The following is a 25674-nucleotide window of genomic DNA, read 5'->3' as shown; positions in this document are numbered from 1 at the left end:
AAGTGTATTAATTAGTAGGTTTTATATTATTTTTGACCATTTTGCTTAGAGATTGTCTAATATATCGTCTTTTCTTTTTGGTTACCAAAGTCACATTAAATGATTCCTTTTTGGTATGTCCTTTGGAGTTTTTGATATAAAGGGTCAAACTTTTATAGACAAAATAATTTTTAAATTTAAAGGCCATTAACCGCGATTTATCAAATTCTAATTGATGTTCCCGATAATTGAAATAATCTGACATCAAAAGTCCTTTATTAATAACCATGACTTTTTTGCCATCACTATCGTATTCAAAATATTTTGAAACGGCATGAACAGAAAAAAACAAGATCAAGAATCCGACAAAAAGAAAAAGAAAAGTCAACATTGGACTTGGCGTCAAATGGCTGAAGGCACTGAATACAGTCGCCAACAAAATGGCAAGCACAATCAGTATAAAATAGACTGAAACAATAGTGTTTTTAACCTTGGCATTATTAGTTCTCATGAACCTCCTCCACTATATCTAATTCTACTTTCAGATTGTCAATGATAAATTCTTGTCGGTCGGGTGTGTTTTTGCCCATGTAAAATTCAAGTAAGGCTTCGATGGACATTTCTTTATCCAACATTACAGGATCCAGACGAATGCTCTCTCCGATAAAATTGACAAATTCATCTGGCGAGATTTCCCCAAGACCTTTAAATCGGGTAATTTCTGGTTTTGGCTTTAATTTTTCAATAGCATCGCGACGTTCTTGCTCAGAATAACAGTAAATGGTTTCTTTTTTATTTCTGACCCTAAACAAGGGCGTTTGCAAAATATAGAGATGCCCTTCCTTGATCAATTCTGGAAAAAATTGCAAGAAGAAGGTAATCAGTAATAAGCGAATATGCATCCCGTCCACGTCGGCATCTGTTGCTATGACGATATTGTTGTAGCGTAAATCCTCAATAGATTCTTCAATATTTAAAGCGGCCTGAAGCAAATTGAATTCCTCATTTTCATAAACAATCTTTTTGCTCATGCCATAAGAATTCAAAGGTTTACCCCTTAAACTAAATACCGCTTGGGTATTTACATCCCGTGATTTCGTAATACTTCCAGATGCAGAATCACCCTCTGTAATAAACAAAGTAGACTCTAAATATCGGTCGTTTTTAATGTCTCCAAAATGCACCCGGCAATCCCGTAATTTTTTATTGTGCAAGTTCGATTTTTTAGCGCGGTCTTTTGCGAGCTTTCTAATACCTGACAATTCTTTACGCTCACGTTCTGCCTGAAGGATTTTACGTTGGATTTTTTCAGCCGTTTCAGGATTTTTATGTAAAAAGTTATCTAATTGCGTTTTTACGAAGTCGTTGACGAACGTTCTTACGGATGGTAAATCGCCTCCCATATCTGTAGAACCCAATTTGGTCTTAGTTTGACTTTCAAAAATAGGTTCCATAACCTTTACAGCAATGGCAGTAACCACAGATTTCCGAACGTCGGACGCGTCATAGTTTTTACCGTAAAACTCTCTGATTGTTTTTACCAAAGCCTCTCGATAAGCCGCTAAATGCGTCCCTCCTTGCGTGGTGTTTTGTCCGTTTACAAACGAATAATACTCCTCACTATACTGTGTTTTACTATGCGTTAAAGCAATCTCTATATCTTCTCCTTTAAGATGGATGACAGGATAAGTCATATCTGACTCGCTGATGTTTTCTTCCAACAAATCTTTCAATCCATTCTCACTATAATATTTTTCGCCGTTGAAAATAATCGTCAAACCTGTGTTCAAATACACATAGTTTTTAAGCATTTTCTCAACATATTCGTTGCGATATTTATAATTCTTAAAAATTGCTTCGTCCGGAATGAACGATACTTTCGTGCCTTTTCGCCGTGAGGTATCATCCAATAATTCCTGATGGGTAAGGTTACCTTGTGAAAATTCTGCGGAAGCGGACTTATTATCACGTGTAGATTCTACGCGGAAGAAATTGGACAAGGCATTGACCGCCTTGGTACCCACACCATTAAGTCCCACTGATTTTTTGAACGCCCTGGAGTCATATTTTCCTCCCGTATTCATTTTGGAAACGACATCCACCACTTTACCAAGTGGAATACCACGGCCGTAATCGCGTACAATAACCTTATTGCCCTGAATGGAAATTTCAATGGTTTTTCCCGCTCCCATGACATACTCGTCAATGGAATTGTCCAAAACTTCTTTTAAAAGGATATAAATACCATCATCGGGAGACGAGCCGTCGCCAAGCTTACCAATATACATCCCAGGACGCATACGAATATGCTCTTTCCAATCGAGCGAACGTATATTATCTTCGGTATAGTCGGTTTCTAAAGACATAATTAGGGGGAAATTTAGATAGGTTGCTAATATAAGATTTCGCTACAAACCATAAAACCCTTATATGTTAAAGTAATTAACAAAGTTTTAAAAATTGTAGACTGAGGATTTGGAGCTTGAAACTAGAAGTTTCTTTTTCTGATTTATTCGTTACTTTTTCCTTTAAATGTAAAATACAAAATAGGAATGATAAGAATTGCCAATGCAATAATTAAAGAGGTAATAAAAACGAATTTAAACACATAAAAAAGTACCACGAAAAAGATGATTGCTATAGCTAACCATAATATGATTTTCATAAATTTTCAATTTTGATCCAATTTTAAAGATACGTATAAAATTGATAATAAATGAAATATTGTTAATGCTGATGCTACAAAATAGTACTGTTTTAAGTTTGCATTTCGTAATAATTTCAAATATCTCAAAAAAAATGCAACTAATTAGACCTTAAGACATGCTTGCAGACAAACACTTAGCCTAATTAGTAGCAATTTTTAAGACTATCTAGACTTTCTAAACATTAAACAAGAAATGCATCACATCGCCGTCTTTCACAACGTAGTTTTTTCCTTCTACGCGCATTTTCCCTGCTTCTTTCACTTTGGCTTCACTACCTAAGGCTGAAAAATCCTCATATGCAATCACTTCAGCTCTAATAAATCCTTTTTCAAAGTCGGTATGGATCACGCCCGCTGCTTGTGGTGCAGTTGCGCCAACATCAACCGTCCAAGCGCGCACTTCCTTAACACCTGCCGTAAAATAGGTTTGCAGCTTTAAAAGTTTGTAAGCTGAACGAATTAATTTTGACGATCCTGGCTCCTCCAGACCGATGTCCTGCAAGAACATTTGACGTTCTTCATAGCTGTCCAATTCATTAATATCTGCTTCGGTACCGACTGCCAACACCAATATTTCGGCATTTTCATCCTTAACCGCTTCTCTTACTTGTTCCACATAAGCGTTGCCTGTTGCAGCCGATCCTTCATCTACGTTACAAACATACATGACTGGTTTATCTGTGATAAATTGTGACGGCGCTACAAACTCATCATAATCTTCCTTTTCAAATTCCAAAGCTCTGATAGAAGTTCCTGCTTCTAAAGCGGATTTAATTTTCAGTAAAACAGCTTCTTCTTTTTGCGCTTCTTTGTTTCCGGTTTTGGCCGCACGTTTTACCTTTTCAAGTTTTTTATCAACGGTTTCCAAATCCTTCAACTGGAGCTCCATATCAATCGTTTCCTTGTCTCTAATAGGATTTACGCTGCCATCCACATGGATGATGTTGTCATTGTCAAAACAACGCAACACGTGCAAAATAGCATCGGTTTCTCTGATGTTTGCCAAGAATTGATTCCCTAAACCTTCGCCTTTACTAGCGCCTTTTACCAAGCCTGCAATATCAACAATCTCTACGGTAGCAGGTTGTACGCGTACAGGTTTTACCAAAGCCTCCAGACGCTCCAAGCGTGGATCTGGAATATTGACAATACCAATATTTGGCTCAATGGTGCAAAACGGAAAGTTGGCACTTTGCGCTTTAGCGTTAGATAAACAGTTAAAAAGGGTTGATTTCCCTACGTTTGGTAATCCTACAATTCCGGCTTTCATTGAAAAACTTGTATTTGGTTCCCGCATCAGCAGGAATCTCATTAAAAAAATCGCATTTTTTTGCGACTGCAAATTTAGTCAATTATCTGAATTATTTGCATAAAAAAATCCCAAGCTATACTTGGGATTTTTCACTCCTATATTTTATGTCTAATCAACCTTCAGGGTGCATAAAACGCTGTTTTCCTAAAAGTTGATCTTCGGTTTCCATATGTTCGTCATCAGGTACACAACAATCTACAGGACATACGGCCGCACATTGTGGCTCCTCATGAAAGCCTTTACATTCCGTGCATTTATCCGGAACAATATAGTAAATCTCATCACTGATAGGCTCTTGCGACTCTTCAGCATCGACTTCCTTGCCATCAGGAAGCACCACTTTCCCTTTTAAACTTGTACCATCCTTATATCTCCAATCGTCCGCACCTTCATAAATTGCAGTGTTTGGGCACTCTGGCTCACATGCACCGCAGTTTATACATTCATCTGTTATTATAATTGCCATAGCATCTTAATCTTTAAAAAATTTAATCTTAGAAAAATTTGATGAGATTTTATGGGTTTTAATGCGATTTTTCAATCCTTTTAAATCCATTTAGAAAAAGTTAAGACTTAAATAAATCTCGCTTCATTTCATTTTTCTAACTTTGCGATGCAAAAATAACGCCAAAACTATTCATAACCAAATACAGAATGGATTTACAACAAAGAATTAACGCTTTTGTAAAACTGGGGGAATTTATCCAACAATTTTCAACTGAAAGCTTTAAAACAAACGAAAATATCACAGGAAACGATTTGTTTTTTGATGGCTTTAAACATCAAATCAAATTGGCGCATGAGCACAATGGCTGGTTCACTAAAGAGAACATTTGCTTTTCCTTAAATGGATGGTCTAAGTCGTTGACAGACGTATCGATTAATGAATGGATAGCAAAGTATAGCTTTAATGATATAACCCCTAAAAAAGTCGCCATAATCATGGCTGGAAACATTCCTTTAGTTGGTTTCCACGACTTTTTATCTGTTCTGATTTCGGGACATGACGTTGTGGTGAGACAATCTTCAAATGACAAACATCTGCTGCCCTATTTAGCCAAGTATTTAGAACATATTGAACCAGCATTTAAAGGAAAAATAAAATTTACGGAAGAAAAATTAACCGATTTTGATGCCGTAATCGCAACTGGCAGTGATAATACTGCGCGTTATTTTGAGCATTATTTTAAAGGAAAACCTTCCATCATCAGAAAAAACAGAAATTCGGTCGCCATTTTGACAGGCGAAGAAACTGACGAAGAAATGAAATCACTTTCTGAAGATATTTTTAGATATTATGGCTTAGGCTGCAGGAACGTTTCGAAATTATTTGTGCCCAACGGCTATAATTTCGACGCCTTCTTTAAGGGGGTTTATGAATGGCATCCTATCATCAATCAACATAAATACGCTAACAATTATGATTATAATAAGGCTGTTTATATTATGAGTGAATTTGATCTGTTGGAAAATGGCTTTTTAATGATCAAGGAAGATACAAGCTACAGCTCCCCCATTGCCACCTTGTTTTACGAATATTACAATGACATTAATGCCTTAAAACAACAGCTTAAAGACATCGAAAATAACATTCAATGCATCGTATCTAAAGGGATTACGGATAATTCTGTGGCTTTCGGTCAAACACAATTTCCGCAGCTATGGAATTATGCTGATAACGTTGACACTATTGCATTTTTATTAAAATTGTAGTTAATAAATTATCATTTTATTGCCATCATTTACTTTTGAATTTAGCACCTTTGTATCTCTGAAAAAATAAAAACCAATGAAAATACATAATTTTAGCGCCGGACCGTCAATTTTACCTCAAGAGGTCCTAAAAAAGGCTTCCGAGGCAGTTATTGACTTCAATAATATGGGATTATCCTTATTGGAAATTTCACATCGAAGTAAACACTTTGTAGATGTTATGGAGAATGCCAGAGCTTTAGCTTTGGAGCTATTAGGTCTGCAAGGAAAAGGCTACCAAGCCTTGTTTTTACAAGGTGGAGCGAGCATGCAGTTTGTTATGGCGGCCCAAAACTTATTGGAAAAACGTGCAGGCTACTTGAATACAGGTACCTGGAGCACAAATGCCATTAAAGAAGCTAAGATTTATGGTGAGATCGTGGAAGTAGCCTCTTCAAAAGATGCTGGTTTCAACTACATTCCTAAAGGCTATTCTATTCCTTCAAATTTTGATTATTTCCATTGCACTTCCAACAACACTATTTTTGGGACACAGATGCACAAATTCCCGAAGTCGCCAATTCCAATGGTTTGCGACATGAGTAGTGATATTTTTTCACGTGAATTGGATTTTTCTAAATTTGATCTCATTTATGCAGGTGCACAAAAAAACATGGGTCCTGCAGGAACAACTTTGGTCGTTGTTAAAGAAGATATTTTAGGTAAAGTGTCACGCAAAATGCCGGCCATCTTGAATTATCAAGAACATATTGCTAAAGAAAGCATGTACAATACGCCTCCAGTTTATGCAGTGTATACTTCTATGCTCACTTTGGAATGGCTTAAAAACCTAGGCGGCATCAAAGCGATTGAAAAAGTTAACGAAATGAAAGCACGCGTTCTTTATTCTGAAATTGATCTCAATCCGTTGTTTAAGGGCTATGCTGCTAAGGACGACCGTTCAATGATGAATGCAACCTTCACTTTGGGCAATGATAAATTAAAAGAAACCTTTGAAACCATGTTGAAAGAAGCTGGCATCAGTGGCTTAAGTGGCCATAGAAGTGTTGGCGGCTATAGAGCTTCCATGTACAATGCCTTGCCTTTAGATAGTGTTAAGGCACTGGTAGAAGTCATGAGCGAATTGGAGGCGAAAGCTTAAATTAGGTTGGCAGTCAATAGTTGGCAATCAGCAATTGGCAGAAAGTTTTTCTTAAAAAAAAAACATTAAAAATATATTTTGGATTCGATCTTTGAAGTGAATCAATTTTAAATTTTGAACCTTAAATTTTAAATCTAAAAAGATGAAGATATTAGCAAACGATGGAATTTCACAAAGCGGTATTGACGCCTTAAAGGCAGCCGGAATTGAAGTGATTACAACTACAGTGGCCCAAGAACAACTAGTCAATTATATTAATGAACATCATATCGATGTATTGTTGGTAAGAAGCGCTACCATGGTAAGAAAAGATATTATTGATGAGTGCCCAGGCCTTAAAGTCATTGGTCGTGGTGGCGTAGGCATGGACAATATTGATGTGGATTATGCACGTAGCAAAGGTCTACAGGTTATCAATACACCTGCTGCCTCATCGCAATCTGTTGCAGAATTAGTGTTTGCACATTTGTTTGGAGGTGTAAGATTCTTGCACGATGCGAACAGAAATATGCCTTTAGATGGCGATTCAAAATTTAACGCGCTTAAAAAGAACTATGCTAAAGGCACCGAATTAAGAGGTAAAACTCTAGGAGTCGTTGGTTTTGGTCGTATCGGACGGGAAGTTGCCAAAATCGCTCTTGGCGTAGGCATGAAAGTCATTGCGAGCGATATGTTTGTTGATAAAGCAACCATTAAAGTTGATTTTTTCGATGGTCAGTTTGTGGATTTCGAAATTAGTACTGTGCCGATGGAAGATATCCTTAAGCAATCAGATTTCATCACGTTGCACGTCCCGGCACAAGAGGGCTATATAATTGGCACCAAAGAATTTGATCAAATGAAAAATGGCGTGGGCATTGTAAATGCTGCTCGTGGCGGCGTCATTGATGAAGTTGCACTTGTACAGGCCTTGGAAAATGGAAAAGTGGCTTTTGCTGGATTGGACACATTTGAAAGTGAGCCAACACCGGCCATTCAAGTATTAATGAATGGAAGAATATCCTTAACTCCTCATATTGGTGCAGCGACTAATGAAGCCCAGGATCGCATTGGGACGGAATTAGCCTCTCAAATAATCAGTATTTTAAAATCTGAAACCGCTTAAAACTTATTAACATAAACCCTATAAAAATGCTTACAACTACCAATGTTGTGAGCATTTTTTTGTAATTTAACTCATTGAACTATAAATCAATTAATTATGTCTGGAATATTAGATATTTTAAATAGCGACCTTGGAAAATCTTTGGTTAGCGGCGTTGCGGCTCATACCAATCAGCCACAAGACAAGGCGCATGAAGTTTTATCAATGGCATTACCTGTTTTAATGACGGCCATGAAACGTAACGTCTCTTCTCCAGAAGGTGCGCAAGGCTTATTAAATGCCATAACAACTCAACATGACGGGAGTATTCTAAGCAACCTTAGCGGATTATTTAGTGGTGGTGTTGATGATAGCGTTACTGCTGACGGCAGCAAAATTTTAGGTCATGTCCTTGGTAACAAACAAGGTAACGTAGAACAAGCGATCAGCCTTAAATCTGGGATTGACGCCAGTTCTGTGGCGCAAATTTTAAAGGTTGCAGCTCCAATTTTAATGGGACTGTTGGGCAATCAAGCCAAACAACAAAATGTTAATAGCCCAGGTGGATTGGACGGCTTATTAGGCGGTCTTTTAGGTGGAGGTTCTAAAAATAATCAACAAAGTTTCTTAGAGTCCATTCTTGACGCGAATAAAGACGGAAGCATCATTGACGATGTTGCTGGAATGTTTTTAGGAGGAGACAAAAAGAAAGGTGGGCTTGGAGGTCTCCTTGGAGGTATGTTTGGAGGAAAAAGTTAAGCTCTAAAAAATTATTCATAACTCACAAAAGTCATGCTCCTTTAAGTATAGCTTTTTTTATTCGAAAAATATCAAACGAGAAATTAGTAGGCATAATTTTTGTAACTTATTGAGTAAATTAATAAATCATGAAATCAATTGCGACCCTGCTATTATTAGGATTAATCCTTGTATCCTGTAACAGTTCTAAATCTGCTATAAAGAAACCTTCAAATAGCAATGTTGCAGTTCAAGATACAGTCAGAATAGCCAACGATTCCTTAGAGTATGAAATTCTCGTCATTGAACCAGGCTTCAATTCCTGGCTGGCTTCTACAGCAAAACCTGAAGGATTTTATTCCCAAGAATATCTAGAAAACCGAAATAGACTTTATGTCATGGAATGGAACCAAAGAGTGTTGCAACCCCAACGTTATAACCCCAATTTATATGAACTTCAAATAGATTATGATCCAAACATCAACTATGGTTACGAGGTCAATTATAAACTCTATAATTACTTCATCTACTTCCAGTTAACCTACAACCAGAGATTAGGGCCTTTTGTTCCGCGTATTTAAAGGAAATTTGAAGTATCTTTGCACCGCAAAAATGTGTCATGGATAATTTTAAACAAAACTGGCAAATACAACGGAACTGGCAATTGCTTTTTCCTGTACTTGGTATTCTTATTTTAGGTTATTGCTCTTACAGACTCGCTGATGTAATTGTTGGCGGCATTAATTTATTTTTGGTATTAATCGCGTCTATCGTTATATTTTCATTGCTTCTTAAGCTGACTCTGTTTTCATTTAAAAAACTAGAGCGCAAATGGATTTTAGATTACAGATGGGAAATGATTCGCGTATTTATTGTTTTTTCGATAACCGGATCCTCTTCAGTTTTTGTTGGAAAACCCGTTATGGCACTCATCGGAATTACTAAAGACAACTTAAACACTGGTGTTTACTGGACTTTATACATTGTAGTTGGACTGCTTTTTTATCAAGTCCTATTGATCTTTTTTGGATGGCTATTTGGTCAGTTCAAATTCTTCTGGGAGTTTGAAAAGAAAATGTTGAGTAGATTTGGAATTAAAAGGTTTTCTAATCAATGATTTTTTTAAGGCAACATATCGCATTTAGAGTATTAACCCTCATTATTGTGGTGACACTTCTTTTGCCTTCTGCCGTAAAACTAATGCACATTTTTGAAAAACATCAACACGAAGTGTGTTATGGCGAAGCGGATTCGCATTTTCATACCTTTGATATTGATTGTGAATTTTACAAGTTCAAACTAAACATTCCCTTTACCATTCCTGAAAAAGATGACGTTTTAATCGCCTATAATGAGATTTTAACTGTTCCAACTAAAGATTATAGCTTTCTTAGCGAATATCAAAGACTTCACTTTTCACTTCGAGGTCCCCCTGCAATTAATTTAATCTAAATTATTCTGAAATCAATTCAGATTCTATTTCTGAAGAAATTGAGAATCACTTTCTGAAGAAATTCAGATTTCATCTGTATTAAATTAATTCAAAACATAATTATGAAATATATATTCAATGCATTGCTCTTACTGGCAGTGTCGTCCATTTACTCCCAAAACACCCTAAGTGGTAGCGTAGTAGAAAAAAATTCAAAAGAACCTTTAATCTTCGCAAATATCTATTTGCCACAACTCGAAAAAGGAACCACAACAGACCTAAAAGGAAATTATACGATCTCCAATATTCCAAATGGCACATACTCCATCGTCGTTTCAATAATAGGTTATGAAACATTTTCGCAGAATGTTAATTTCCCATCCGCCACGAATCTAAACATCGCACTGATTCCATCGGCCATCGAAATGGAAGAAATTATCATTTCAACACCTTTTCATAAACTTCAGAGTGAAAATGTGATGATGGTAGAACGTAAAACCATTGCCAATTTAAAAGCGAAAGGTGCAGTAACCTTAGCTGATGGTCTCACAACTATTGCTGGTGTAGAAAGCATAACTACCGGTGTGAGTATTGGAAAACCGGTCATAAGAGGATTAAGTTCCAATCGTGTTTTAGTGTACACACAAGGGGTACGATTAGAAAATCAACAATTCGGCGATGAACATGGCCTAGGCTTGAGCGATGCTGGAATTGAAAGTGTCGAAGTCATTAAAGGCCCTGCTTCCCTACTCTATGGCAGTGATGCGCTTGGCGGCGTGCTTTATTTAAATCCTGAACGATTTGCCCAAGTAAACAGTGATAAAGCCGATGCCAGCTACAACTATTTTAGCAATACCAAAGGCTTTAACACCGATGCAGGTTATAAAGCTTCTGGAGAACATTTCAAATTTTTATTCAGAGGAAGTCTTGCTGAGCATGCCGATTACAACACGGCAGATTACCGAGTAACCAACAGCCGATTCAGAGAACAGGATTTTAAAGCAGGTTTAGGTTATCAAAAATCCAATTTTAAAACTGAAGTGCGCTACAACGTCAATAATTCGAAACTTGGAATTCCTGATGAGATTGGCGAACAAACAACAGATAAGACGCCCTTACTGCCTTTTCAGGAGATTACCAATCATGTGTTAAGTTCAAAATCGACCGTCTTTTTTAATGATTCGAGTTTAGATGTCAGTTTAGGATTGCTTTATAATGATCGCAAAGAATTTGAAGACCATCATCATCACGACCATGACGACCATGACGATCTCGATGATGAAGATCACGACGATCATGAGGATTTGGAAGCAGCACTGCACATGAAATTAAAAACTTTTAATTACGATATCAAATATAATCTGCCAACCCTTGGTAAATTTGAAACTATTGTTGGTGTTCAAGGAATGACCCAAAGCAATTACAATTATGGAGAAGAACAATTAATTCCAAATGCTACGACCAATGATCTTGGATTTTTGGCAACCTCACACATTCATTTTGAAAATTCTGACATTCAAATTGGAGCACGTTTTGACCACAGAACAATTGACGTGATTTCTGGTTTAAATAAAGATTTCTCCAGCTTTAATGGCGCGCTGGGCTATAAAACAAAGATTGCTAAACTGATCACGACCAGAATTAATTTCGCTTCGGGGTATAGAGCTCCAAATTTGGCTGAACTTACTTCTGATGGCACTCATGAAGGTACTAACCGTTATGAGATAGGAAATGAAAATCTGAAAAACGAACAAAATTTTCAAGTAGATTTGGCTTTGGAGTATAAAAATGAACATATTGAAGTTTTTGCCAATGCTTTTTATAATAAAGTGAATAATTATATTTTCATTTCGCCAAACGGAGAGCTTATCGAAAACACGCCTGTTTATAATTATTTACAGGAAGATGCCAATTTGTATGGTGGCGAAATTGGATTGCACATCCACCCACATCCTCTTGATTGGTTGCACTTTGAAAGCAGTTTTGAAACGGTTACTGGAAAGCAAAAAAATGACAGCTACTTGCCACTCATTCCTTCCAATTCCCTGTCAAACACACTTCGCATTGAGTTCGACACAAAATCTGTACAAAAAATTTATGCTTTTGTGAGACTGAATACCAATTTCAAACAATCTAATATCAGTGCGTTTGAAACCACAACAGATGGCTACAATCTGTTAGGGGCTGGTTTTGGAGGGACCATCAATCTTTTCAAAAATAACCTGGACATTAGAGTTTCGGGAAGCAACTTGACGGATAAAAAGTATATCAATCATCTGTCGCGTTTAAAATCAGAAGGCCTCTACAATATTGGGAGAAATATCAATGTAGGATTGACCTATAACCTATAATCTCGCTAACACCTTTTCAGATTTTTAAAAACAAAAAAGGCTAATAGCCCTAAAACTAAAAATCCCTTTCAGCAATTGAAAGGGATTTTTCTTATTTTACTTTTACTTCTATAAGTTTTGGCTTTTTGCTAAACACATAAGTATAGAACCACATGATTGTAAAGGACGGAATAATATCAAAACCTGGTAATATTTCCTCAATAAAAGAAAATATCCCTGCTATCCTACCTTTTCTGCCCGCATACATTTTTGACATTAAGAGTCCTGAAACAGGAGCCCAAATAATATCAATAAAAGTGATCATTCCGATAAGGTCAAAAACGATACCCAAGACCAACTTTTTATTTTTGCTTAAGTTTTCTAACTTCATTTTATAAAGATTAATTGAACTTATTTACACAAAAAATATACCAAAATATGTTTAGGAAAATTTATTGCTGATCAATTTTAAAAACTCATTTCGTGTTTCATTTTGTTCAAACTGTCCTCTAAATCCGGAAGTTGTGGTCACTGAATTTTGTTTTTGAACTCCACGCATCATCATACACATATGTGAAGCCTCAATAACAACGGCGACCCCTTGAGGTTGCAGCGTATCATTGATGCAATCCAAAATTTGTTTTGTTAAACGTTCTTGAACTTGTAGACGTCTTGCAAATATGTCCACAATTCTTGGTAATTTACTCAACCCGACAATATATCCTTTGGGAATATAGGCAATATGAGCCTTTCCAAAAAACGGTAAGATATGATGCTCGCAAAGAGAATACACCTCAATATCCTTAACAATGACCATTTCATTATAGGATTCCTTAAACATCGCACTTTTCAAAATTTCAGCGGCATCTTGATGATAGCCTTGCGTCAAAAACTGCATCGCCTTGGAAGCGCGTTCTGGAGTTTTCAACAGTCCTTCTCTGCTAACATCCTCACCCAGCTCTTGAAGAATGTATTTATATCTTTCTTTAATTTCTTCAGTGACTTTGATGTCGTATGCTTCAAAATGGTCGTAAGGCATCTTTTCTTTTTTAGAGTTCATATAAAAATACAGCATAAAAATGAAAAGTAAACTATAAAGCGAGTTTTACAATCAATTCATTTTTCAAATATATGCGAAGGACGATCCCAGGGATTTAAAAAATATTTCGAGTATAAGGGATGGAATTCTCTTATAAGCAGGATAGATTGCGAATCTGATCTGTGTGAATTAGAAAGTTCTGCGGGAGAAAACCTTCTGGATTGCCATATCTTATTTATGATTGATGGAAATTGGCTTCGTTCTTATTACCTGAACCTACAAGACGAGATTCCCGCTTTATTCTTTGTTCATATTTTATACATCGGATTGATGAATCTTTGATTACACTGGAATTTATTGTACAACAGCAAACAAAATGCTACCTTGCTTTCCTTTTTTAGTCTATGATAAAAGCAACCAATATCCATAAATATTACGATGATCTTCATGTTCTTAAAGGGGTCAGTCTTAACATTCAAAAAGGCGAAATAGTCTCCATCGTAGGAGCTTCAGGCGCCGGAAAGACAACTTTACTGCATATTTTAGGGACCTTGGACAGAGCTTCCACCAAGGAACAGAGCACATTGCACATCAATGATATTGATATCATGAACCTAACGGATAAAAATCTGGCGAAGTTTAGAAACGAGCATATTGGTTTTATCTTTCAGTTTCATCAATTACTGCCTGAATTTACAGCATTAGAAAATGTGTGCCTTCCGGCGTTTATAAAAAAAACCTCTAAAATTGAGGCTGAAAAACGCGCCAAAGAACTACTGGACTTTTTAGGATTAAGTCACAGATACCATCACAAGCCAGGAGAATTGTCAGGTGGCGAACAGCAGCGCGTAGCAGTTGCCAGAGCCTTGATCAATAACCCAGAGTTGATTTTTGCCGATGAACCATCAGGAAATTTAGATAGCGAAAGTGCTGAAAACCTTCATAATCTTTTCTTTAAACTTCGTGATGAGTTCGGCCAAACCTTCGTCATCGTGACTCATAATGAGGAGTTAGCTGACATGGCGGACCGGAAGTTGGTTATGGTAGACGGAAAAATTGTAAGCGGACTTATTTTATAATTGGAATAATATCCACAATTCTATCAATTAAATTGCTGATGGCGCCTCCTAATTTGTGTCCACTTTTATAAAGCGAAACATGACCTAAAACATTGTCAAAATTAGTGATTGAGTTGCTTACAACGTTTAAAGTTGAATCTACAATGTCATTAGTATCGTCCATAATCTGAGTTTTTACGTTTATCTTGATGGTCTTTTAAATCATTGATGGCATCCTTGCCTAATTTCGTCCCAACGCCAATGGCAAAAAGGGCAACCGCTGATTTTAAACCAAATTTTATAAGAGATTTCATTTGTGTCAAATTTTAAAGAGATCCTCTAATTTAACCAATTAAAAGGACACCAAAAACATAAAACCGAATTGAGGTTAAAATAATTGTGATAGCGTTAAACTGAATTTACTCGATCTTGCAAAATTGATTTCCGTATATTTAGTTTATGGCAAGAAGATTGCTGATATTTAAATTATTAATTCTACAAATTATATTTTTTTGCAAAAACCAATGAAAAAACAAGAACTCAAAGAGTTTTTGGACGCCAAAGTTTTACAGTATAACCATCCGCGGTTTATTGAAAGTGATCCTATCCAAATTCCCCATCAATTTTCAAAAAAAGAAGATATTGAAATTGCAGGTTTTTTAACAGCCACCATTTCTTGGGGAAACCGAAAAAGCATTATTACAAATGCCAATAAAATGATGGCCATGCTAGACCATTCGCCCTACGATTTTGTGAAAAACCATGAGTCTGATGATTTGGAGAAACTCAGATCGTTTGTACATAGAACTTTTAATGATGACGATTTCATACAATTCATAAAAAGTTTAAATCACATCTATACAAATCACGATGGATTGGAAGCCATATTTTCAAAACATGCAGAAGAATTTTCAATTCAGAAATCCATTCATCAGTTTAAAAGCAATTTTTTCGAGATTGAGCATTTGCGAAGAACCCAAAAGCATGTGAGCGATCCTTTAAAAAACTCAGCAGCTAAACGCATCAACATGTTTTTAAGATGGATGGTCAGAAATGATAATAACGGTGTCGATTTCGGCATCTGGAAGCAGCTCTCTCCTGCTCAATTATCCTGCCCATTAGACGTGCATTCGGGAAATGTGGCACGGGCCTTAGGCTTATTGCGAAGAACACAAAACGACGCCAAAGCTTTGGACGAACTTGACAAAGCTTTAAGGGAATTAGATAAAAATGATCCTGTCAAATATGATTTTGCACTTTTTGGCTTAGGGGTCTTTGAAGATTTCTCAAAATCCTAAAACAATAGCCTGCTTTTGACTATCTACAACATTTAAAAAGAACACGATGCAAATCTCCTAAGCTTGCTGAAAATGAGATTTTAAGCTTAAATATATTATCTGATTACCGACTACTTGACACGCTTCCTGAAGCAGATTATGACACTATAATCAATCTTCCATCCTGGATGAAAACAGAAAACCAAGCACTGGTATCGTTTTAAGCACCATAAAAAGTGTTGTCGGTAAACTAGGAGGCGAAATCAGTGTAACTGTAGAATTAGGCCAAGGAATTGTATTTACGTTTACTATAGCCAAATAAAAAAGTCTAAAATCGACTGATGAGATGTTTTCAAAATAGTTTTCAAAAAAACATCTTATATTTAAAGCTTAAAATTCTAACTACATGAAAAACCTCTTTTTACTATTAACATTACTGTCTACAGGCTTGCTCTTTTCACAAGTCAAAAAAATCCCTTTAGATACGATGGTTGTGACCAATCATACCGTAGCTATTAAAGGTCAAAATCTTTCTTACCAAGCCATTGCAGGAACGCAACCTGTTTGGAATGCAAAAGGCGAACCAATTGCCACTTTATTTTACACCTATTACAAAAAAAGCAATAGTGACAAGGAAAAACGACCTATCATCTTTTCATTTAACGGCGGCCCAGGCTCTGCATCGGCGTGGATGCACATTGCTTATACAGGCCCTGTGATTTTAAATATTGATGACGAAGGTTATCCAGTTCAACCTTATGGCGTTAAACCAAATCCACATTCTATTTTAGATGTTGCCGATATCGTTTTTATCGATCCTGTAAATACAGGATATTCCCGAATGGTTGAAGATAAAGACGGCAAATTGCCAGACAGAAAAACATTCTTCGGAATCAATGCGGATATTAAATATTTAGCAGAATGGATGAACACTTTTGTCTCCAGAAAAAACCGATGGGAATCGCCTAAATACTTAATCGGCGAGAGCTATGGCGGCCCAAGGGTTATGGGATTATCCAAAGAACTACAAAACAATCAGTGGATGTACTTGAACGGTGTTATTTTAGTATCGCCAGCCGATTATAAAATATACTCTACAGATCAACCTATTTATTCCGCTTTAAACTTGCCGTATTTTACTGCAGCCGCTTGGTATCAAAAAGCGCTTTCGCCTGCTTTACAGCAAAAGGATTTATTAGATATTTTACCTGAAGTAGAGACATATACTATTAACAATGTCATGCCAGCCATCGCTAAAGGAGGTTTTATATCAGAAACCGAAAGAAATCAGGTCGCTGAAAAAATGAGTCTGTATTCCGGATTGGACAAAGCTTCGATTATTGATCATAATATGAATATTCCAACCAATTTCTTCTGGAAAGAATTGTTACGTGATAAAGGTTATACGATCGGTAGATTGGATTCACGTTATCTAGGAATAGACAAAATGAACGCAGGAGATTCTCCTGATTATAACGCCGAATTAACCTCTTGGTTACATTCTTTTACGCCTGCTATCAACTATTACCTGCGTGAAGAGCTTAAGTTTAAAACCGACATTAAATACAATATGTTTGGCGATGTGCATCCTTGGGACAGACAATATGATAGCACACGTGATGGATTACGTCAAGCCATGGCTCAAAACCCGTATTTAAAAGTCTTGGTCCAATCAGGTTATTATGACGGCGCAACGACTTATTTTGCTGCAAAATACACAGTAGGACAAATGGACCCAAGCGGTCGAATGAAGGATCGTGTTTCTTTTAAAGGCTACAGAAGTGGACATATGATGTATTTAAGGAAAAACGATTTAAAGACAGCTACAGATGATATACGGCAGTTTATCCTGGACTCTGCATCTAAAGGACAATCCGCAAAATATTAAATAACCAAAAAGCCTGATAAATCAAATTATCAGGCTTTTTTATTTTAAGGCTTATCTCCTCAAATTGTTTTAAAAGTAAGTCAAAAATCATCTTCCTTGAGAAATTGATTTCATTTGGACTATGATAGGAATATCATCCGAAATTTTAATCCTTGATTATTTCTTGCTATTAACATTCGCTAGTTATAATCGTTAAATCTCTCGAAACCAGAATTCGCTAATCATCTTGTATTTCTTATATTTGACCCGCTTGTTCGACCTCTAAAACCAGAAAAAGGAATGCAGTTTAAAAACCCCGAAATTCTATATGCTCTACTGCTGCTCATTATTCCTATAATCGTTCATTTATTTCAATTGCGACGCTTTGAAAAAGTTGCTTTTACAAACGTTCAATTTCTTAAAAACATTACTTTACAAACGCGTAAAAGCTCACAAATCAAAAAATGGGTGACCTTATTTACCCGTTTGTTACTTTTGGCCTGTATTATCATTGCTTTCGCACAGCCTTATCAAGCGAACACTAAAAGTTTTAATACGAAAACCGAAACAGTCATCTATTTGGACAACTCCTTTAGCATGCAAGCCAAAGGAACTAATGGAACCTTACTAAATACAGCAATTCAAGATTTGATTGCACATGTAGATGAAAATGAAACGCTTCATATTTTTACTAATGATTTTAACTTTCCCAATACGAGTATCAAAGCCATTAAAAACGATTTGATCCAACGCTCCTATTCATCTAATCAATTAGATTATGACGCCGTTGTTTTGAAGGGACAAAAAGCATTTTCAAAAGACAAAGGTCGCATCAAAAACTTGGTTTTAATTTCTGATTTTCAGCAAAAAGACGATATTTTAACACTTCAGAATGACAGTCTCATCAATTACAGATTAGTACAATTACAACCTAAAAATACAAGTAATGTCAGCATTGATTCGTTATATATTTCTAAAACCAATGTAGAAACTTTAGAATTAACGGTCAATTTAAGCAACCAAGGAATTCCTATTGAAACCGTGTCGGTTTCTCTATTGGAAGACGATCAGCTCATCGCTAAAAGTGCAGTAGCAATTGACAGAAAAGCTGAAACTGTTTTCACAATTCCCAACAACAAAGCATTTAAAGGAAAAATTACGATCGATGACGCTAACCTAAAATACGACAACACCTTTTATTTTAATTTAGATAAAAACCAACCAATCAAAGTATTGGTCATTAATGAAGCCAATGCCGATTTTTTAAAGAAACTTTACACCGATGATGAATTCGATTTGACGTTGGTTGATTATAAGGGATTAAATTATAATAGTATCGTCGATCAGAATTTGATTGTCCTCAATGAGTTAAAAAACATTCCAAATGCGCTAATTACCTCGTTAAATTCATTTTCAAATGACGGTGGAAGCATTTTAATAATCCCTTCAGTTGAATCAGATTTGAACTCTTACAATCAACTATTTGAAAATTATTCATTACCGAGTTTTTCATCTAAAGCAGCAACAGAAAAACTCATTACCAAAATCAATTTCTCGCATCCACTTTTAAGCAACGTTTTTGACAAAAAAGTGGATAATTTTCAATATCCAAAAGTCAATTCATTTTATAAAATATCTAACCCTACTGCCGCAAATATTCTAAGTTTTGAAGACAACACAGCCTTCTTAACTCAAGCCAATAATGTGTTTGTTTTTACAGCAGCGTTGGATGACGACAATTCCAATTTTAAAAATTCCCCATTGATTGTGCCTGTTCTATATAACATTGGGAAACAAAGCTTAAAATTACCACGTTTATATTATACCATTGGCACCAAAAATACCATCGACATCAATACAACCTTGCTTCAAGACGCTATTTTAAAATTGAGCAATGCAGAATCTTCCGTTATTCCAATGCAGCAAACGTATACCCATAAAGTCCAATTAATTACTGACGACTATCCCAATACGGCAGGAACTTATGAGGTCAAGAATAAGGACAACATCATTCAGCACCTCAGTTATAATTACGACAGAAAAGAAAGTAATCTTAATTACATGAATCTTTCACAAGTAACGAACAGTCTAAAAAACAGTTCGGTTGCATCTGCCATTGACGCCATAAAAAGTAACGCAAATGTGAATGAGCTATGGAAATGGTTTGTTATTTTTGCAGTAGCTTTTTTAATTATTGAAATGCTCATATTAAAATTCCTTAAATGAACGTACTCATAAAATCTGCCACCATTGTAGACTCTAAAAGCGATTTCCACAATGAAACCTGCGATATCCTCATAGAAAAAGGTATCATAACCCAAATTTCAAAAGAGATTAAAAACCCATCTAAAGTCAAAGAAATTACTTTAGACAATTTACATGTTTCTCAAGGTTGGTTTGATAGCAGCGTGAGTTTTGGAGAACCTGGCTACGAAGAACGCGAAACAATTGCCAACGGACTAGAAACAGCGGCGAGATCAGGCTTTACGGATGTTGCCGTAAATTCCAACACAAATCCTGTTATTGACAGTTATGCTGATATCTCATTCCTAAAAAGCAAAGCACAAGGCAATCCTGTTAATTTATATCCTATTGGTGCCTTAACAAAACACAGTGAAGGCGAGGATTTGGCCGAACTGTTCGACATGAAAAACGCAGGGGTCATCGCTTATTACGATTATCAAAAACCTATCAGGAATCCAAATTTAATGAAACTGGCCTTGCAATACGCCAGTAATTTCGGAGGCTTGATTTATTCGTTTCCGCAGGAATCTAAAATTTCTGGACTAGGTGTGGTCAATGAAAACGTTATGAGCACCTCGTTAGGCCTTAAAGGAAATCCGACACTTGCTGAAGAATTACAGATTGTTCGCGATTTGTTTTTATTGGAATATACGGGTGGAAAATTGCATATTCCTACTATTTCTTCTGCCAAATCAGTAGAATTGATTAGAACTGCAAAAGCTAAAAAACTGGATGTCAGCTGTAGCGTAGCTATTCATAATTTAATACTGACAGATGATGTTTTATCAACGTTTGATACACGCTTTAAGGTTTTACCACCTTTAAGAACACAGTCCGATTGTGTTGCACTTATTGAAGGCCTTAAGGACGGCACCATCGATATGGTAACGAGCGACCATAACCCCATCGATATTGAACACAAAAAAATAGAGTTTGATTACGCCATGTATGGCAGCATAGGTTTGGAAACAGCATTCGGCGCTTTAAACACCGTTTTTACCATAAAGAAAACAATCGATTTGTTAACTAAAGGCAAAGAGCGTTTTGGGATTGACCCCACGTCAATTGCCGTTGGTAAAAACGCAAAGCTGACCCTGTTCAATCCTAATGAAAATTACACATTCAATAAAGAGATGATCCTTTCTAGCTCAAAAAATGCCATCTTTGAAAACTATCCACTAAAAGGTAAGGTTTACGGTATCTTTTCAAACAATCAATTGGTTTTAAATTAATATGCAAGACTCCACAATTAAAGAGGGCAAAAAATTGGCCATCATAAGTTATATAACTTTTGTAGGATTAATTATAGCCATCATCATGAATTTAGAAAAACGAAATCAATTTACCTTATTCCACATTCGGCAGATGTTTGGATTGATGATCATGTTGGTTTTTTCAAATTTGGTAGAACAATATGTCAACAGTCTTTTAGGCACAGCCTTTTGGATCATCACTTTTACAGGCTGGGTACTGGCAATCTATTCTGCCATAAAAGAACAATATAAACCCATTCCCGTTTTTGGAGAAAAATTCCAAGAATGGTTTAAAAATATCAATTAGTAATGTCTAAACTTTCTTTACATCATATCACAAGACCTTCAACTTTAAAAGAAAATGCACCTGTCCTCATCATGTTTCATGGTTATGGCAGTGATGAAAACGATCTCTTTGGTTTTGCTTCTGAATTGCCAGAGGAATTATTCATTATTTCAACACGAGCGCCCTACCCCATGCAACCTTACGGAAATGCATGGTACGCGATTAATTTCGATGCCGAAATGAACAAATGGAATGACAATGAGCAAGCAATAAAGTCACGCGATTTGATTGCCAAATTTATCGATGAAGTCAAAGAAACTTATCCTATTAATAAAGAAAACGTTACACTTTTAGGTTTTAGTCAAGGTACCATTTTGAGTTATGCCGTCGCGCTAACCTATCCTGAAAAAGTCAGAAACATCATCGCACTAAGCGGTTATATCAGTCCTGACATGCTTCCAGATGAACTTGAAACCAAGGACTATTCTAAATTAGCATTTTATTGCTCGCACGGCAGTGTTGACCAAGTGATACCCGTAGAATGGGCACGGAAAGTGCCTCAGTTTTTAAATGCGCTATCCATTAAAAATACCTACCATGAATTTCCTACGGGCCACGGCGTTGCGCCTCAAAACTTTTATGAATTCAGAAGTTGGTTGAATAAGCGTTTGGAGAAGTAATCTCTTTAGAAAAGATTATGAGTCAAAAATATAAACTCAAAAGTTGGAACTTCAATTCTGATTTTTGAGTTTTTTAGTTGAGGAGTTTGTATATAAAATTTAAGATTACTTTGTCTTAAATATTCTTACTCCAAATTTAAAATCACTATTGTTCAGTAAAAGAACCAAGACCACTGCGTTGATAGAACCTAGAATATAGACTCGTGTCGTAAAGCACTGAAAGCATGGGGCATATAATTTAAGACTCGAACTAAATTCTCATATTTTATAAACGTTTCTAATAAAAAACAAATGAAGCCCATAGTTGAAGAAAACTTTAAAAATCGCTATATACAAAAGGTTACGCGAAATACTGCAAGTTTTAATCGGACATCAATGATTTAAAATAAAAAGTTTAGTGTTAGAATTTTCGACTTTGCTAAAGCTACGTACGGGCAGGCAACTTCAACTTCCACTTCAATTTCAATTTCAATTTCTTCGTCCTCTACTCCATCTCAAGCTGATCCTTCAGTTCCTTTAATTCTCTATTCAATTTTCGTATAGAATCTTTCAGCACTTGCTCTCTTTCGATGTGCTTCGTCATTTTCTCTTGATAAGTTTCAAAGATGTTTTTTGAATTCACATATTGAAATACGATTAATAAAAACGCAAATACAAATGCGTACATAAAGAGTTTTCCTTTCATAAAATTTTATAGGTTTATTACCAAATTATCATAAGCCAAAAAGACATTTTCAGGAAGTTTCTTTTGCACTTCCTCATGAAATCCCAGCATATGGCTGATGTGTGTCAAATAGGCTCGTTCCGGTTTCACTTCATTTATCAGTGCAAGCGCCTCTTTTAAGTTGAAATGCGAAATATGCTCAACCTCTCTTAAAGCATTCACAACAAGCACCTTGACACCTTTTAGTTTTTTAACTTCAGATTTTTCAATCGTTTTCATATCCGTCAAATAGGCAAAATCTCCAAATCTGAATCCAAAAACCTGTAACTTATAGTGCAATCCATTAATTGGCATCACTTCTAAATCCCCTAGTTTAAAGGGTTTGTTCTCAATTCGGATCGGCATTACGCCTGGTGCACCTGCATATTTGTTATCAGTTTCAAAAATATAATCAAATCGCTTCTTAAGCGCTTTTAAAACACGTATGTGCGCATAAATAGGAATATCGCCCTGCTTAAAATAAAACGGTCTAATATCATCCAAACCAGCCGTATGATCGGCATGTTCGTGGGTGAAAACAACACCGTCTAATTTGATACATTTGGAACTCAGCATTTGTTGCCTAAAATCAGGACCGCAATCGATGACATAGGTATAATCATTCCATTCGACCAACACTGAAACCCGAAGACGTTTGTCTTTTGGATCCTCACTTAAACATACAGGATGACTGCTTCCTATCACTGGAATTCCTTGAGATGTACCTGTTCCTAAAAATGTAATTTTCAAAGGTGCTTTGTTTAGAACAAAAGTAGGTTTAATTTTTTGTTTGAGATAGCAATTAGGTACCTTTGTCGTTGACAAAAACTCAATCTACAACATGGAGATCACCTTAAAAGGCGACAGGGAATTTGAAGATATTCCGTCGTTAAAGACAAAAGCACTTCGTATTAATCTTAATGAGAATATTTACGGTACCTTTGCTGAAATTGGGGCAGGACAAGAGACTGTTAGACAGTTCTTTAGAGCGGGCGGTGGTTCTAACACTATTGCTAAGGCAATGTCTGCATATGATAAAGATTTTAGCGATGCAATTTATGGCGCAGAAGAAGATGGACGGTATGTGACCGAAGCGCGTTTGAGAAAAATGTTATCTCATGAAATAAACTTAATTGAAGAACGTCTTTCAAGAGATAAACATCCCAATAAAATGTTCTTTTCTTACGCTAATACCGTGACCACCATTGACTTTGCCAAACAATACAAAGGCCATGGCTGGGTAGGTATCCGCTATCAAATTGACCAAGACAAACCTTATAACGAAATCATTCTGCATTTGCGTTTTAGAGAAAATGATGCACGTTTACAACAAGAAACCCTTGGTATTTTAGGAACAAACCTCATTTATGGCGCTTATTATAAGTACAATGAGCCTAAAAAACTATTACGTTACTTATATGATCATTTAGATCAGGATCAAATTGAAATTGATACGATTAACTTTTCAGGTCCTGTATTTGAAAATGTTGATAATCGACTGATGAGCTTACAATTGGTTAAAAACAACATGACCGATGCGGTTATGTTTGCTCCTGATGGCAATAACGTGCTTCCTGCAAAAATTCTTTATAAGAAAAATATTTTGGCATTACGCGGTAGTTTCAGACCTGTAACCAAGGTAAATATTGACATGTTTCAGAAATCTTACGACATGTTTATTAAAGAAAACAAAGTCGATCCTAACAATACTCAAGTTGTTTTTGAGATTACCCTTTCCAATTTAAGAGCTGAAGGCGAAATTGATGAGCAGGATTTCATGGACCGAGCAAGATTGCTATGCTCTTTGGGTCATACCGTTTTAATTTCCAACTTTCAGGAGTATTACAAATTGGTCGAGTATTTCTCCCAATATTCTAAAAACAGAATGGGATTATCCATGGGCGTCAATAACTTAGTGGATATTTTTGACGAGAAATATTACCGTCATTTAAGCGGCGGCATTTTAGAAGCTTTCGGAAAACTATTTTTCAAGGATTTACGTGTGTATCTCTATCCAATGCTGAATGAAGACGCTGCAATCATGGATAGTGAAACCTTAAAAGTACATCCTCGAATGAAGGAATTGTATAAATTCTTCAAGTACAACGGAAAAGTGGTGGACATCACAGATTTTGATCCGTCAATCCTTACCATTTTCTCAAGATCAGTTCTCAAATCGATAACTGATGGCGATGAGGGCTGGGAAGAAATGTTACCTCCTGGAGTTTCAAAAATTATCAAGGAAAAACGCCTATTTGGCTATGAGGCAAAAGAAGTTATTCGCAATCAATAATAAAATACAATAGAAAAAGACCTTAGTTTAAATCGCTAAGGTCTTTTTTTATGCGTTTTTTGGAATCAACTATTTATTCCAAAATTTGCTCAGCATGTATTTTGGCTTTTACATTATCGATCACTTTTACGATAATACCATTTTCATCAATCACAAAAGTTACCCGATGAATCCCATCAAAGGTACGTCCCATAAATTTCTTTTCGCCCCAAACATCAAAAGCCTTAAGGACTTCCTTGTCTTCATCGGCCAATAATGGATATGGGAATTTATATTTTTCTTTAAAGTTCGCTTGTCGCTTGGCGCTATCAGCGCTGACGCCTAATATTTCATAACCTTTAGCTTTTAAATCTTCGTAGTTATCCCTAAGATTACAAGCTTCAGTGGTGCACGTTGGGGTGCTGGCTTTCGGATAGAAGAAAATCACTAATTTTTTTCCTTTATAATCTGACAAAGAAATGGTATTTCCTTGTTCGTCTTTTGCTGAAAAACTTGGAGCATTGTCTCCTGCTTTTAATTTGGTCATAACTGTTTTTAA

The 25674-nt window shown here is 36.1% G+C and carries 28 protein-coding genes; 16 read left to right on the top strand and 12 right to left on the bottom strand.

Translation table 11 applies throughout. From position 1 onward, the window contains the following. Window positions 1-7 precede the first annotated feature (7 nt). The 5 genes from ACOH2D_RS08690 to ACOH2D_RS08670 all read right to left on the bottom strand — a co-directional run bounded on the left by ACOH2D_RS08690 (window position 8) and on the right by ACOH2D_RS08670 (window position 4464). Complete coding sequence (locus ACOH2D_RS08690; RefSeq protein WP_348037537.1) at window positions 8-490, bottom strand: hypothetical protein; 483 nt, start codon at window positions 488-490, stop codon at window positions 8-10. Continuing rightward, entirely contained in the window at window positions 480-2345 is a 1866-nt protein-coding gene (locus ACOH2D_RS08685; protein ID WP_348037539.1) for a DNA topoisomerase IV subunit B, read from the bottom strand. The genes ACOH2D_RS08690 and ACOH2D_RS08685 overlap by 11 nt, the downstream gene beginning before the upstream one ends. 143 nt (window positions 2346-2488) lie before the next feature. Continuing rightward, the gene (locus ACOH2D_RS08680) at window positions 2489-2644 is read right to left on the bottom strand and encodes a hypothetical protein (RefSeq protein WP_348037541.1); all 156 of its coding nucleotides are present in this window, start codon (window positions 2642-2644) and stop codon (window positions 2489-2491) included. Between the two features lie 217 nt (window positions 2645-2861). Further along, a complete protein-coding gene (gene ychF, locus ACOH2D_RS08675) occupies window positions 2862-3956 on the bottom strand; it encodes a redox-regulated ATPase YchF (protein WP_348037543.1) in 1095 nt (364 codons plus the stop codon). 154 nt (window positions 3957-4110) lie between these two features. Continuing rightward, entirely contained in the window at window positions 4111-4464 is a 354-nt protein-coding gene (locus ACOH2D_RS08670) for a 4Fe-4S dicluster domain-containing protein (RefSeq protein ID WP_348037545.1), read from the bottom strand. A gap of 188 nt (window positions 4465-4652) precedes the next feature. Between ACOH2D_RS08670 and ACOH2D_RS08665 the strand changes: the two genes are divergently transcribed. The 8 genes from ACOH2D_RS08665 (at window position 4653) to ACOH2D_RS08630 (ending at window position 12457) form a co-directional block, all read left to right on the top strand. Next, on the top strand, window positions 4653-5711 hold the full coding sequence (locus ACOH2D_RS08665; protein WP_449534980.1) for an acyl-CoA reductase: 1059 nt from the start codon (window positions 4653-4655) through the stop codon (window positions 5709-5711). A 76-nt stretch (window positions 5712-5787) separates the two neighbouring features. Further along, on the top strand, window positions 5788-6852 hold the full coding sequence (gene serC, locus ACOH2D_RS08660) for a 3-phosphoserine/phosphohydroxythreonine transaminase (protein WP_348037549.1): 1065 nt from the start codon (window positions 5788-5790) through the stop codon (window positions 6850-6852). Between the two features lie 142 nt (window positions 6853-6994). Beyond that, window positions 6995-7957: a D-2-hydroxyacid dehydrogenase gene (locus tag ACOH2D_RS08655; RefSeq protein WP_449534979.1), complete on the top strand. Its 963-nt coding sequence runs from the start codon at window positions 6995-6997 to the stop codon at window positions 7955-7957. A 96-nt stretch (window positions 7958-8053) separates the two neighbouring features. Then, window positions 8054-8695 (top strand): DUF937 domain-containing protein, encoded by a 642-nt coding sequence (locus ACOH2D_RS08650; protein ID WP_348037553.1) that lies wholly within the window; start codon window positions 8054-8056, stop codon window positions 8693-8695. 128 nt (window positions 8696-8823) lie between these two features. Further along, window positions 8824-9255 carry a DUF6146 family protein gene (locus ACOH2D_RS08645; RefSeq protein ID WP_449534978.1) on the top strand — a complete coding sequence of 144 codons (432 nt, stop codon included), beginning with the start codon at window positions 8824-8826 and terminating at the stop codon, window positions 9253-9255. A 38-nt stretch (window positions 9256-9293) separates the two neighbouring features. Further along, entirely contained in the window at window positions 9294-9791 is a 498-nt protein-coding gene (locus ACOH2D_RS08640; RefSeq protein ID WP_449534977.1) for a DUF6787 family protein, read from the top strand. Then, window positions 9788-10126: a hypothetical protein gene (locus tag ACOH2D_RS08635; RefSeq protein WP_348037559.1), complete on the top strand. Its 339-nt coding sequence runs from the start codon at window positions 9788-9790 to the stop codon at window positions 10124-10126. Before ACOH2D_RS08640 ends, ACOH2D_RS08635 begins: the two co-directional genes overlap by 4 nt. 102 nt (window positions 10127-10228) lie before the next feature. Beyond that, entirely contained in the window at window positions 10229-12457 is a 2229-nt protein-coding gene (locus tag ACOH2D_RS08630; protein ID WP_449534976.1) for a TonB-dependent receptor, read from the top strand. A 91-nt stretch (window positions 12458-12548) separates the two neighbouring features. Here ACOH2D_RS08630 and ACOH2D_RS08625 read toward each other — a convergent pair whose 3' ends face one another. Both ACOH2D_RS08625 and folE read right to left on the bottom strand, forming a co-directional pair. After that, window positions 12549-12827, bottom strand: coding sequence for a hypothetical protein (locus tag ACOH2D_RS08625; RefSeq protein WP_348037562.1), 279 nt, complete (start codon window positions 12825-12827; stop codon window positions 12549-12551). 51 nt (window positions 12828-12878) lie between these two features. Further along, window positions 12879-13475 (bottom strand): GTP cyclohydrolase I FolE, encoded by a 597-nt coding sequence (gene folE, locus ACOH2D_RS08620; RefSeq protein ID WP_348037573.1) that lies wholly within the window; start codon window positions 13473-13475, stop codon window positions 12879-12881. A gap of 404 nt (window positions 13476-13879) precedes the next feature. Between folE and ACOH2D_RS08615 the strand changes: the two genes are divergently transcribed. Further along, window positions 13880-14554, top strand: coding sequence for an ABC transporter ATP-binding protein (locus ACOH2D_RS08615; protein ID WP_348037564.1), 675 nt, complete (start codon window positions 13880-13882; stop codon window positions 14552-14554). On the opposite strand, the gene ACOH2D_RS08610 is transcribed toward ACOH2D_RS08615, so the two are convergent. Together ACOH2D_RS08610 and ACOH2D_RS08605 are read right to left on the bottom strand one after the other, a co-directional pair. Beyond that, complete coding sequence (locus tag ACOH2D_RS08610; RefSeq protein ID WP_348037566.1) at window positions 14544-14717, bottom strand: hypothetical protein; 174 nt, start codon at window positions 14715-14717, stop codon at window positions 14544-14546. The two genes, ACOH2D_RS08615 and ACOH2D_RS08610, sit on opposite strands and share 11 nt — an antisense overlap. After that, complete coding sequence (locus tag ACOH2D_RS08605) at window positions 14704-14847, bottom strand: hypothetical protein (RefSeq protein WP_348037567.1); 144 nt, start codon at window positions 14845-14847, stop codon at window positions 14704-14706. Before ACOH2D_RS08605 ends, ACOH2D_RS08610 begins: the two co-directional genes overlap by 14 nt. Before the next feature lie 210 nt (window positions 14848-15057). On the opposite strand from ACOH2D_RS08605, the gene ACOH2D_RS08600 reads away from it, so the two are divergent. From ACOH2D_RS08600 to ACOH2D_RS08575, 6 genes are all read left to right on the top strand, one after another. After that, window positions 15058-15831, top strand: coding sequence for a TIGR02757 family protein (locus tag ACOH2D_RS08600; RefSeq protein ID WP_348037569.1), 774 nt, complete (start codon window positions 15058-15060; stop codon window positions 15829-15831). Window positions 15832-16216: 385 nt separating this feature from the next. After that, on the top strand, window positions 16217-17698 hold the full coding sequence (locus ACOH2D_RS08595) for a S10 family peptidase (protein WP_449534975.1): 1482 nt from the start codon (window positions 16217-16219) through the stop codon (window positions 17696-17698). A 279-nt stretch (window positions 17699-17977) separates the two neighbouring features. Beyond that, window positions 17978-19903 carry a BatA domain-containing protein gene (locus ACOH2D_RS08590; protein ID WP_449534974.1) on the top strand — a complete coding sequence of 642 codons (1926 nt, stop codon included), beginning with the start codon at window positions 17978-17980 and terminating at the stop codon, window positions 19901-19903. After that, window positions 19900-21153, top strand: a complete 1254-nt coding sequence (locus ACOH2D_RS08585; protein WP_449534973.1) for a dihydroorotase — start codon at window positions 19900-19902, stop codon at window positions 21151-21153. The genes ACOH2D_RS08590 and ACOH2D_RS08585 overlap by 4 nt, the downstream gene beginning before the upstream one ends. A gap of 1 nt (window position 21154) precedes the next feature. After that, a complete protein-coding gene (locus tag ACOH2D_RS08580; protein ID WP_348034922.1) occupies window positions 21155-21481 on the top strand; it encodes a hypothetical protein in 327 nt (108 codons plus the stop codon). 2 nt (window positions 21482-21483) lie between these two features. Beyond that, window positions 21484-22140: an alpha/beta hydrolase gene (locus ACOH2D_RS08575; RefSeq protein WP_449534972.1), complete on the top strand. Its 657-nt coding sequence runs from the start codon at window positions 21484-21486 to the stop codon at window positions 22138-22140. 484 nt (window positions 22141-22624) lie between these two features. Here ACOH2D_RS08575 and ACOH2D_RS08570 read toward each other — a convergent pair whose 3' ends face one another. Both ACOH2D_RS08570 and ACOH2D_RS08565 read right to left on the bottom strand, forming a co-directional pair. Then, the gene (locus ACOH2D_RS08570; RefSeq protein ID WP_449534971.1) at window positions 22625-22825 is read right to left on the bottom strand and encodes a hypothetical protein; all 201 of its coding nucleotides are present in this window, start codon (window positions 22823-22825) and stop codon (window positions 22625-22627) included. 6 nt (window positions 22826-22831) lie between these two features. Then, entirely contained in the window at window positions 22832-23593 is a 762-nt protein-coding gene (locus ACOH2D_RS08565; RefSeq protein ID WP_348034925.1) for an MBL fold metallo-hydrolase, read from the bottom strand. 91 nt (window positions 23594-23684) lie between these two features. Between ACOH2D_RS08565 and ACOH2D_RS08560 the strand changes: the two genes are divergently transcribed. Then, the gene (locus ACOH2D_RS08560; RefSeq protein WP_449534970.1) at window positions 23685-25136 is read left to right on the top strand and encodes a TonB-dependent receptor; all 1452 of its coding nucleotides are present in this window, start codon (window positions 23685-23687) and stop codon (window positions 25134-25136) included. A 73-nt stretch (window positions 25137-25209) separates the two neighbouring features. On the opposite strand, the gene bcp is transcribed toward ACOH2D_RS08560, so the two are convergent. Beyond that, entirely contained in the window at window positions 25210-25662 is a 453-nt protein-coding gene (gene bcp, locus ACOH2D_RS08555) for a thioredoxin-dependent thiol peroxidase (RefSeq protein ID WP_449534969.1), read from the bottom strand. Window positions 25663-25674 lie beyond the last annotated feature (12 nt).

This window comes from Gelidibacter sp., assembly GCF_053579655.1.
Note: the sequence above shows the minus strand (reverse complement) of the source record. Positions and strands in the feature narration are given on the sequence as shown.

Excerpts from the sequence above, each read along its gene's own strand:
- ACOH2D_RS08685 (WP_348037539.1), bottom strand. The coding sequence starts at position 2,345 with ATGTCTTTAGAAACCGACTATACCGAAGATAATATACGTTCGCTCGAT.
- ACOH2D_RS08630 (WP_449534976.1), top strand. The coding sequence starts at position 10,229 with ATGAAATATATATTCAATGCATTGCTCTTACTGGCAGTGTCGTCCATT.
- ACOH2D_RS08605 (WP_348037567.1), bottom strand. The coding sequence starts at position 14,847 with ATGAAATCTCTTATAAAATTTGGTTTAAAATCAGCGGTTGCCCTTTTT.
- ACOH2D_RS08580 (WP_348034922.1), top strand. The coding sequence starts at position 21,155 with ATGCAAGACTCCACAATTAAAGAGGGCAAAAAATTGGCCATCATAAGT.
- ACOH2D_RS08590 (WP_449534974.1), top strand. The coding sequence starts at position 17,978 with ATGCAGTTTAAAAACCCCGAAATTCTATATGCTCTACTGCTGCTCATT.
- folE (WP_348037573.1), bottom strand. The coding sequence starts at position 13,475 with ATGCCTTACGACCATTTTGAAGCATACGACATCAAAGTCACTGAAGAA.
- ACOH2D_RS08665 (WP_449534980.1), top strand. The coding sequence starts at position 4,653 with ATGGATTTACAACAAAGAATTAACGCTTTTGTAAAACTGGGGGAATTT.
- ACOH2D_RS08645 (WP_449534978.1), top strand. The coding sequence starts at position 8,824 with ATGAAATCAATTGCGACCCTGCTATTATTAGGATTAATCCTTGTATCC.
- ACOH2D_RS08635 (WP_348037559.1), top strand. The coding sequence starts at position 9,788 with ATGATTTTTTTAAGGCAACATATCGCATTTAGAGTATTAACCCTCATT.
- serC (WP_348037549.1), top strand. The coding sequence starts at position 5,788 with ATGAAAATACATAATTTTAGCGCCGGACCGTCAATTTTACCTCAAGAG.
- bcp (WP_449534969.1), bottom strand. The coding sequence starts at position 25,662 with ATGACCAAATTAAAAGCAGGAGACAATGCTCCAAGTTTTTCAGCAAAA.
- ACOH2D_RS08615 (WP_348037564.1), top strand. The coding sequence starts at position 13,880 with ATGATAAAAGCAACCAATATCCATAAATATTACGATGATCTTCATGTT.
- ACOH2D_RS08560 (WP_449534970.1), top strand. The coding sequence starts at position 23,685 with ATGGAGATCACCTTAAAAGGCGACAGGGAATTTGAAGATATTCCGTCG.
- ACOH2D_RS08640 (WP_449534977.1), top strand. The coding sequence starts at position 9,294 with ATGGATAATTTTAAACAAAACTGGCAAATACAACGGAACTGGCAATTG.
- ACOH2D_RS08595 (WP_449534975.1), top strand. The coding sequence starts at position 16,217 with ATGAAAAACCTCTTTTTACTATTAACATTACTGTCTACAGGCTTGCTC.
- ACOH2D_RS08575 (WP_449534972.1), top strand. The coding sequence starts at position 21,484 with ATGTCTAAACTTTCTTTACATCATATCACAAGACCTTCAACTTTAAAA.
- ACOH2D_RS08655 (WP_449534979.1), top strand. The coding sequence starts at position 6,995 with ATGAAGATATTAGCAAACGATGGAATTTCACAAAGCGGTATTGACGCC.
- ACOH2D_RS08600 (WP_348037569.1), top strand. The coding sequence starts at position 15,058 with ATGAAAAAACAAGAACTCAAAGAGTTTTTGGACGCCAAAGTTTTACAG.
- ACOH2D_RS08650 (WP_348037553.1), top strand. The coding sequence starts at position 8,054 with ATGTCTGGAATATTAGATATTTTAAATAGCGACCTTGGAAAATCTTTG.
- ACOH2D_RS08690 (WP_348037537.1), bottom strand. The coding sequence starts at position 490 with ATGAGAACTAATAATGCCAAGGTTAAAAACACTATTGTTTCAGTCTAT.
- ACOH2D_RS08625 (WP_348037562.1), bottom strand. The coding sequence starts at position 12,827 with ATGAAGTTAGAAAACTTAAGCAAAAATAAAAAGTTGGTCTTGGGTATC.
- ACOH2D_RS08585 (WP_449534973.1), top strand. The coding sequence starts at position 19,900 with ATGAACGTACTCATAAAATCTGCCACCATTGTAGACTCTAAAAGCGAT.
- ACOH2D_RS08570 (WP_449534971.1), bottom strand. The coding sequence starts at position 22,825 with ATGAAAGGAAAACTCTTTATGTACGCATTTGTATTTGCGTTTTTATTA.
- ACOH2D_RS08610 (WP_348037566.1), bottom strand. The coding sequence starts at position 14,717 with ATGGACGATACTAATGACATTGTAGATTCAACTTTAAACGTTGTAAGC.
- ACOH2D_RS08670 (WP_348037545.1), bottom strand. The coding sequence starts at position 4,464 with ATGGCAATTATAATAACAGATGAATGTATAAACTGCGGTGCATGTGAG.
- ACOH2D_RS08680 (WP_348037541.1), bottom strand. The coding sequence starts at position 2,644 with ATGAAAATCATATTATGGTTAGCTATAGCAATCATCTTTTTCGTGGTA.
- ychF (WP_348037543.1), bottom strand. The coding sequence starts at position 3,956 with ATGAAAGCCGGAATTGTAGGATTACCAAACGTAGGGAAATCAACCCTT.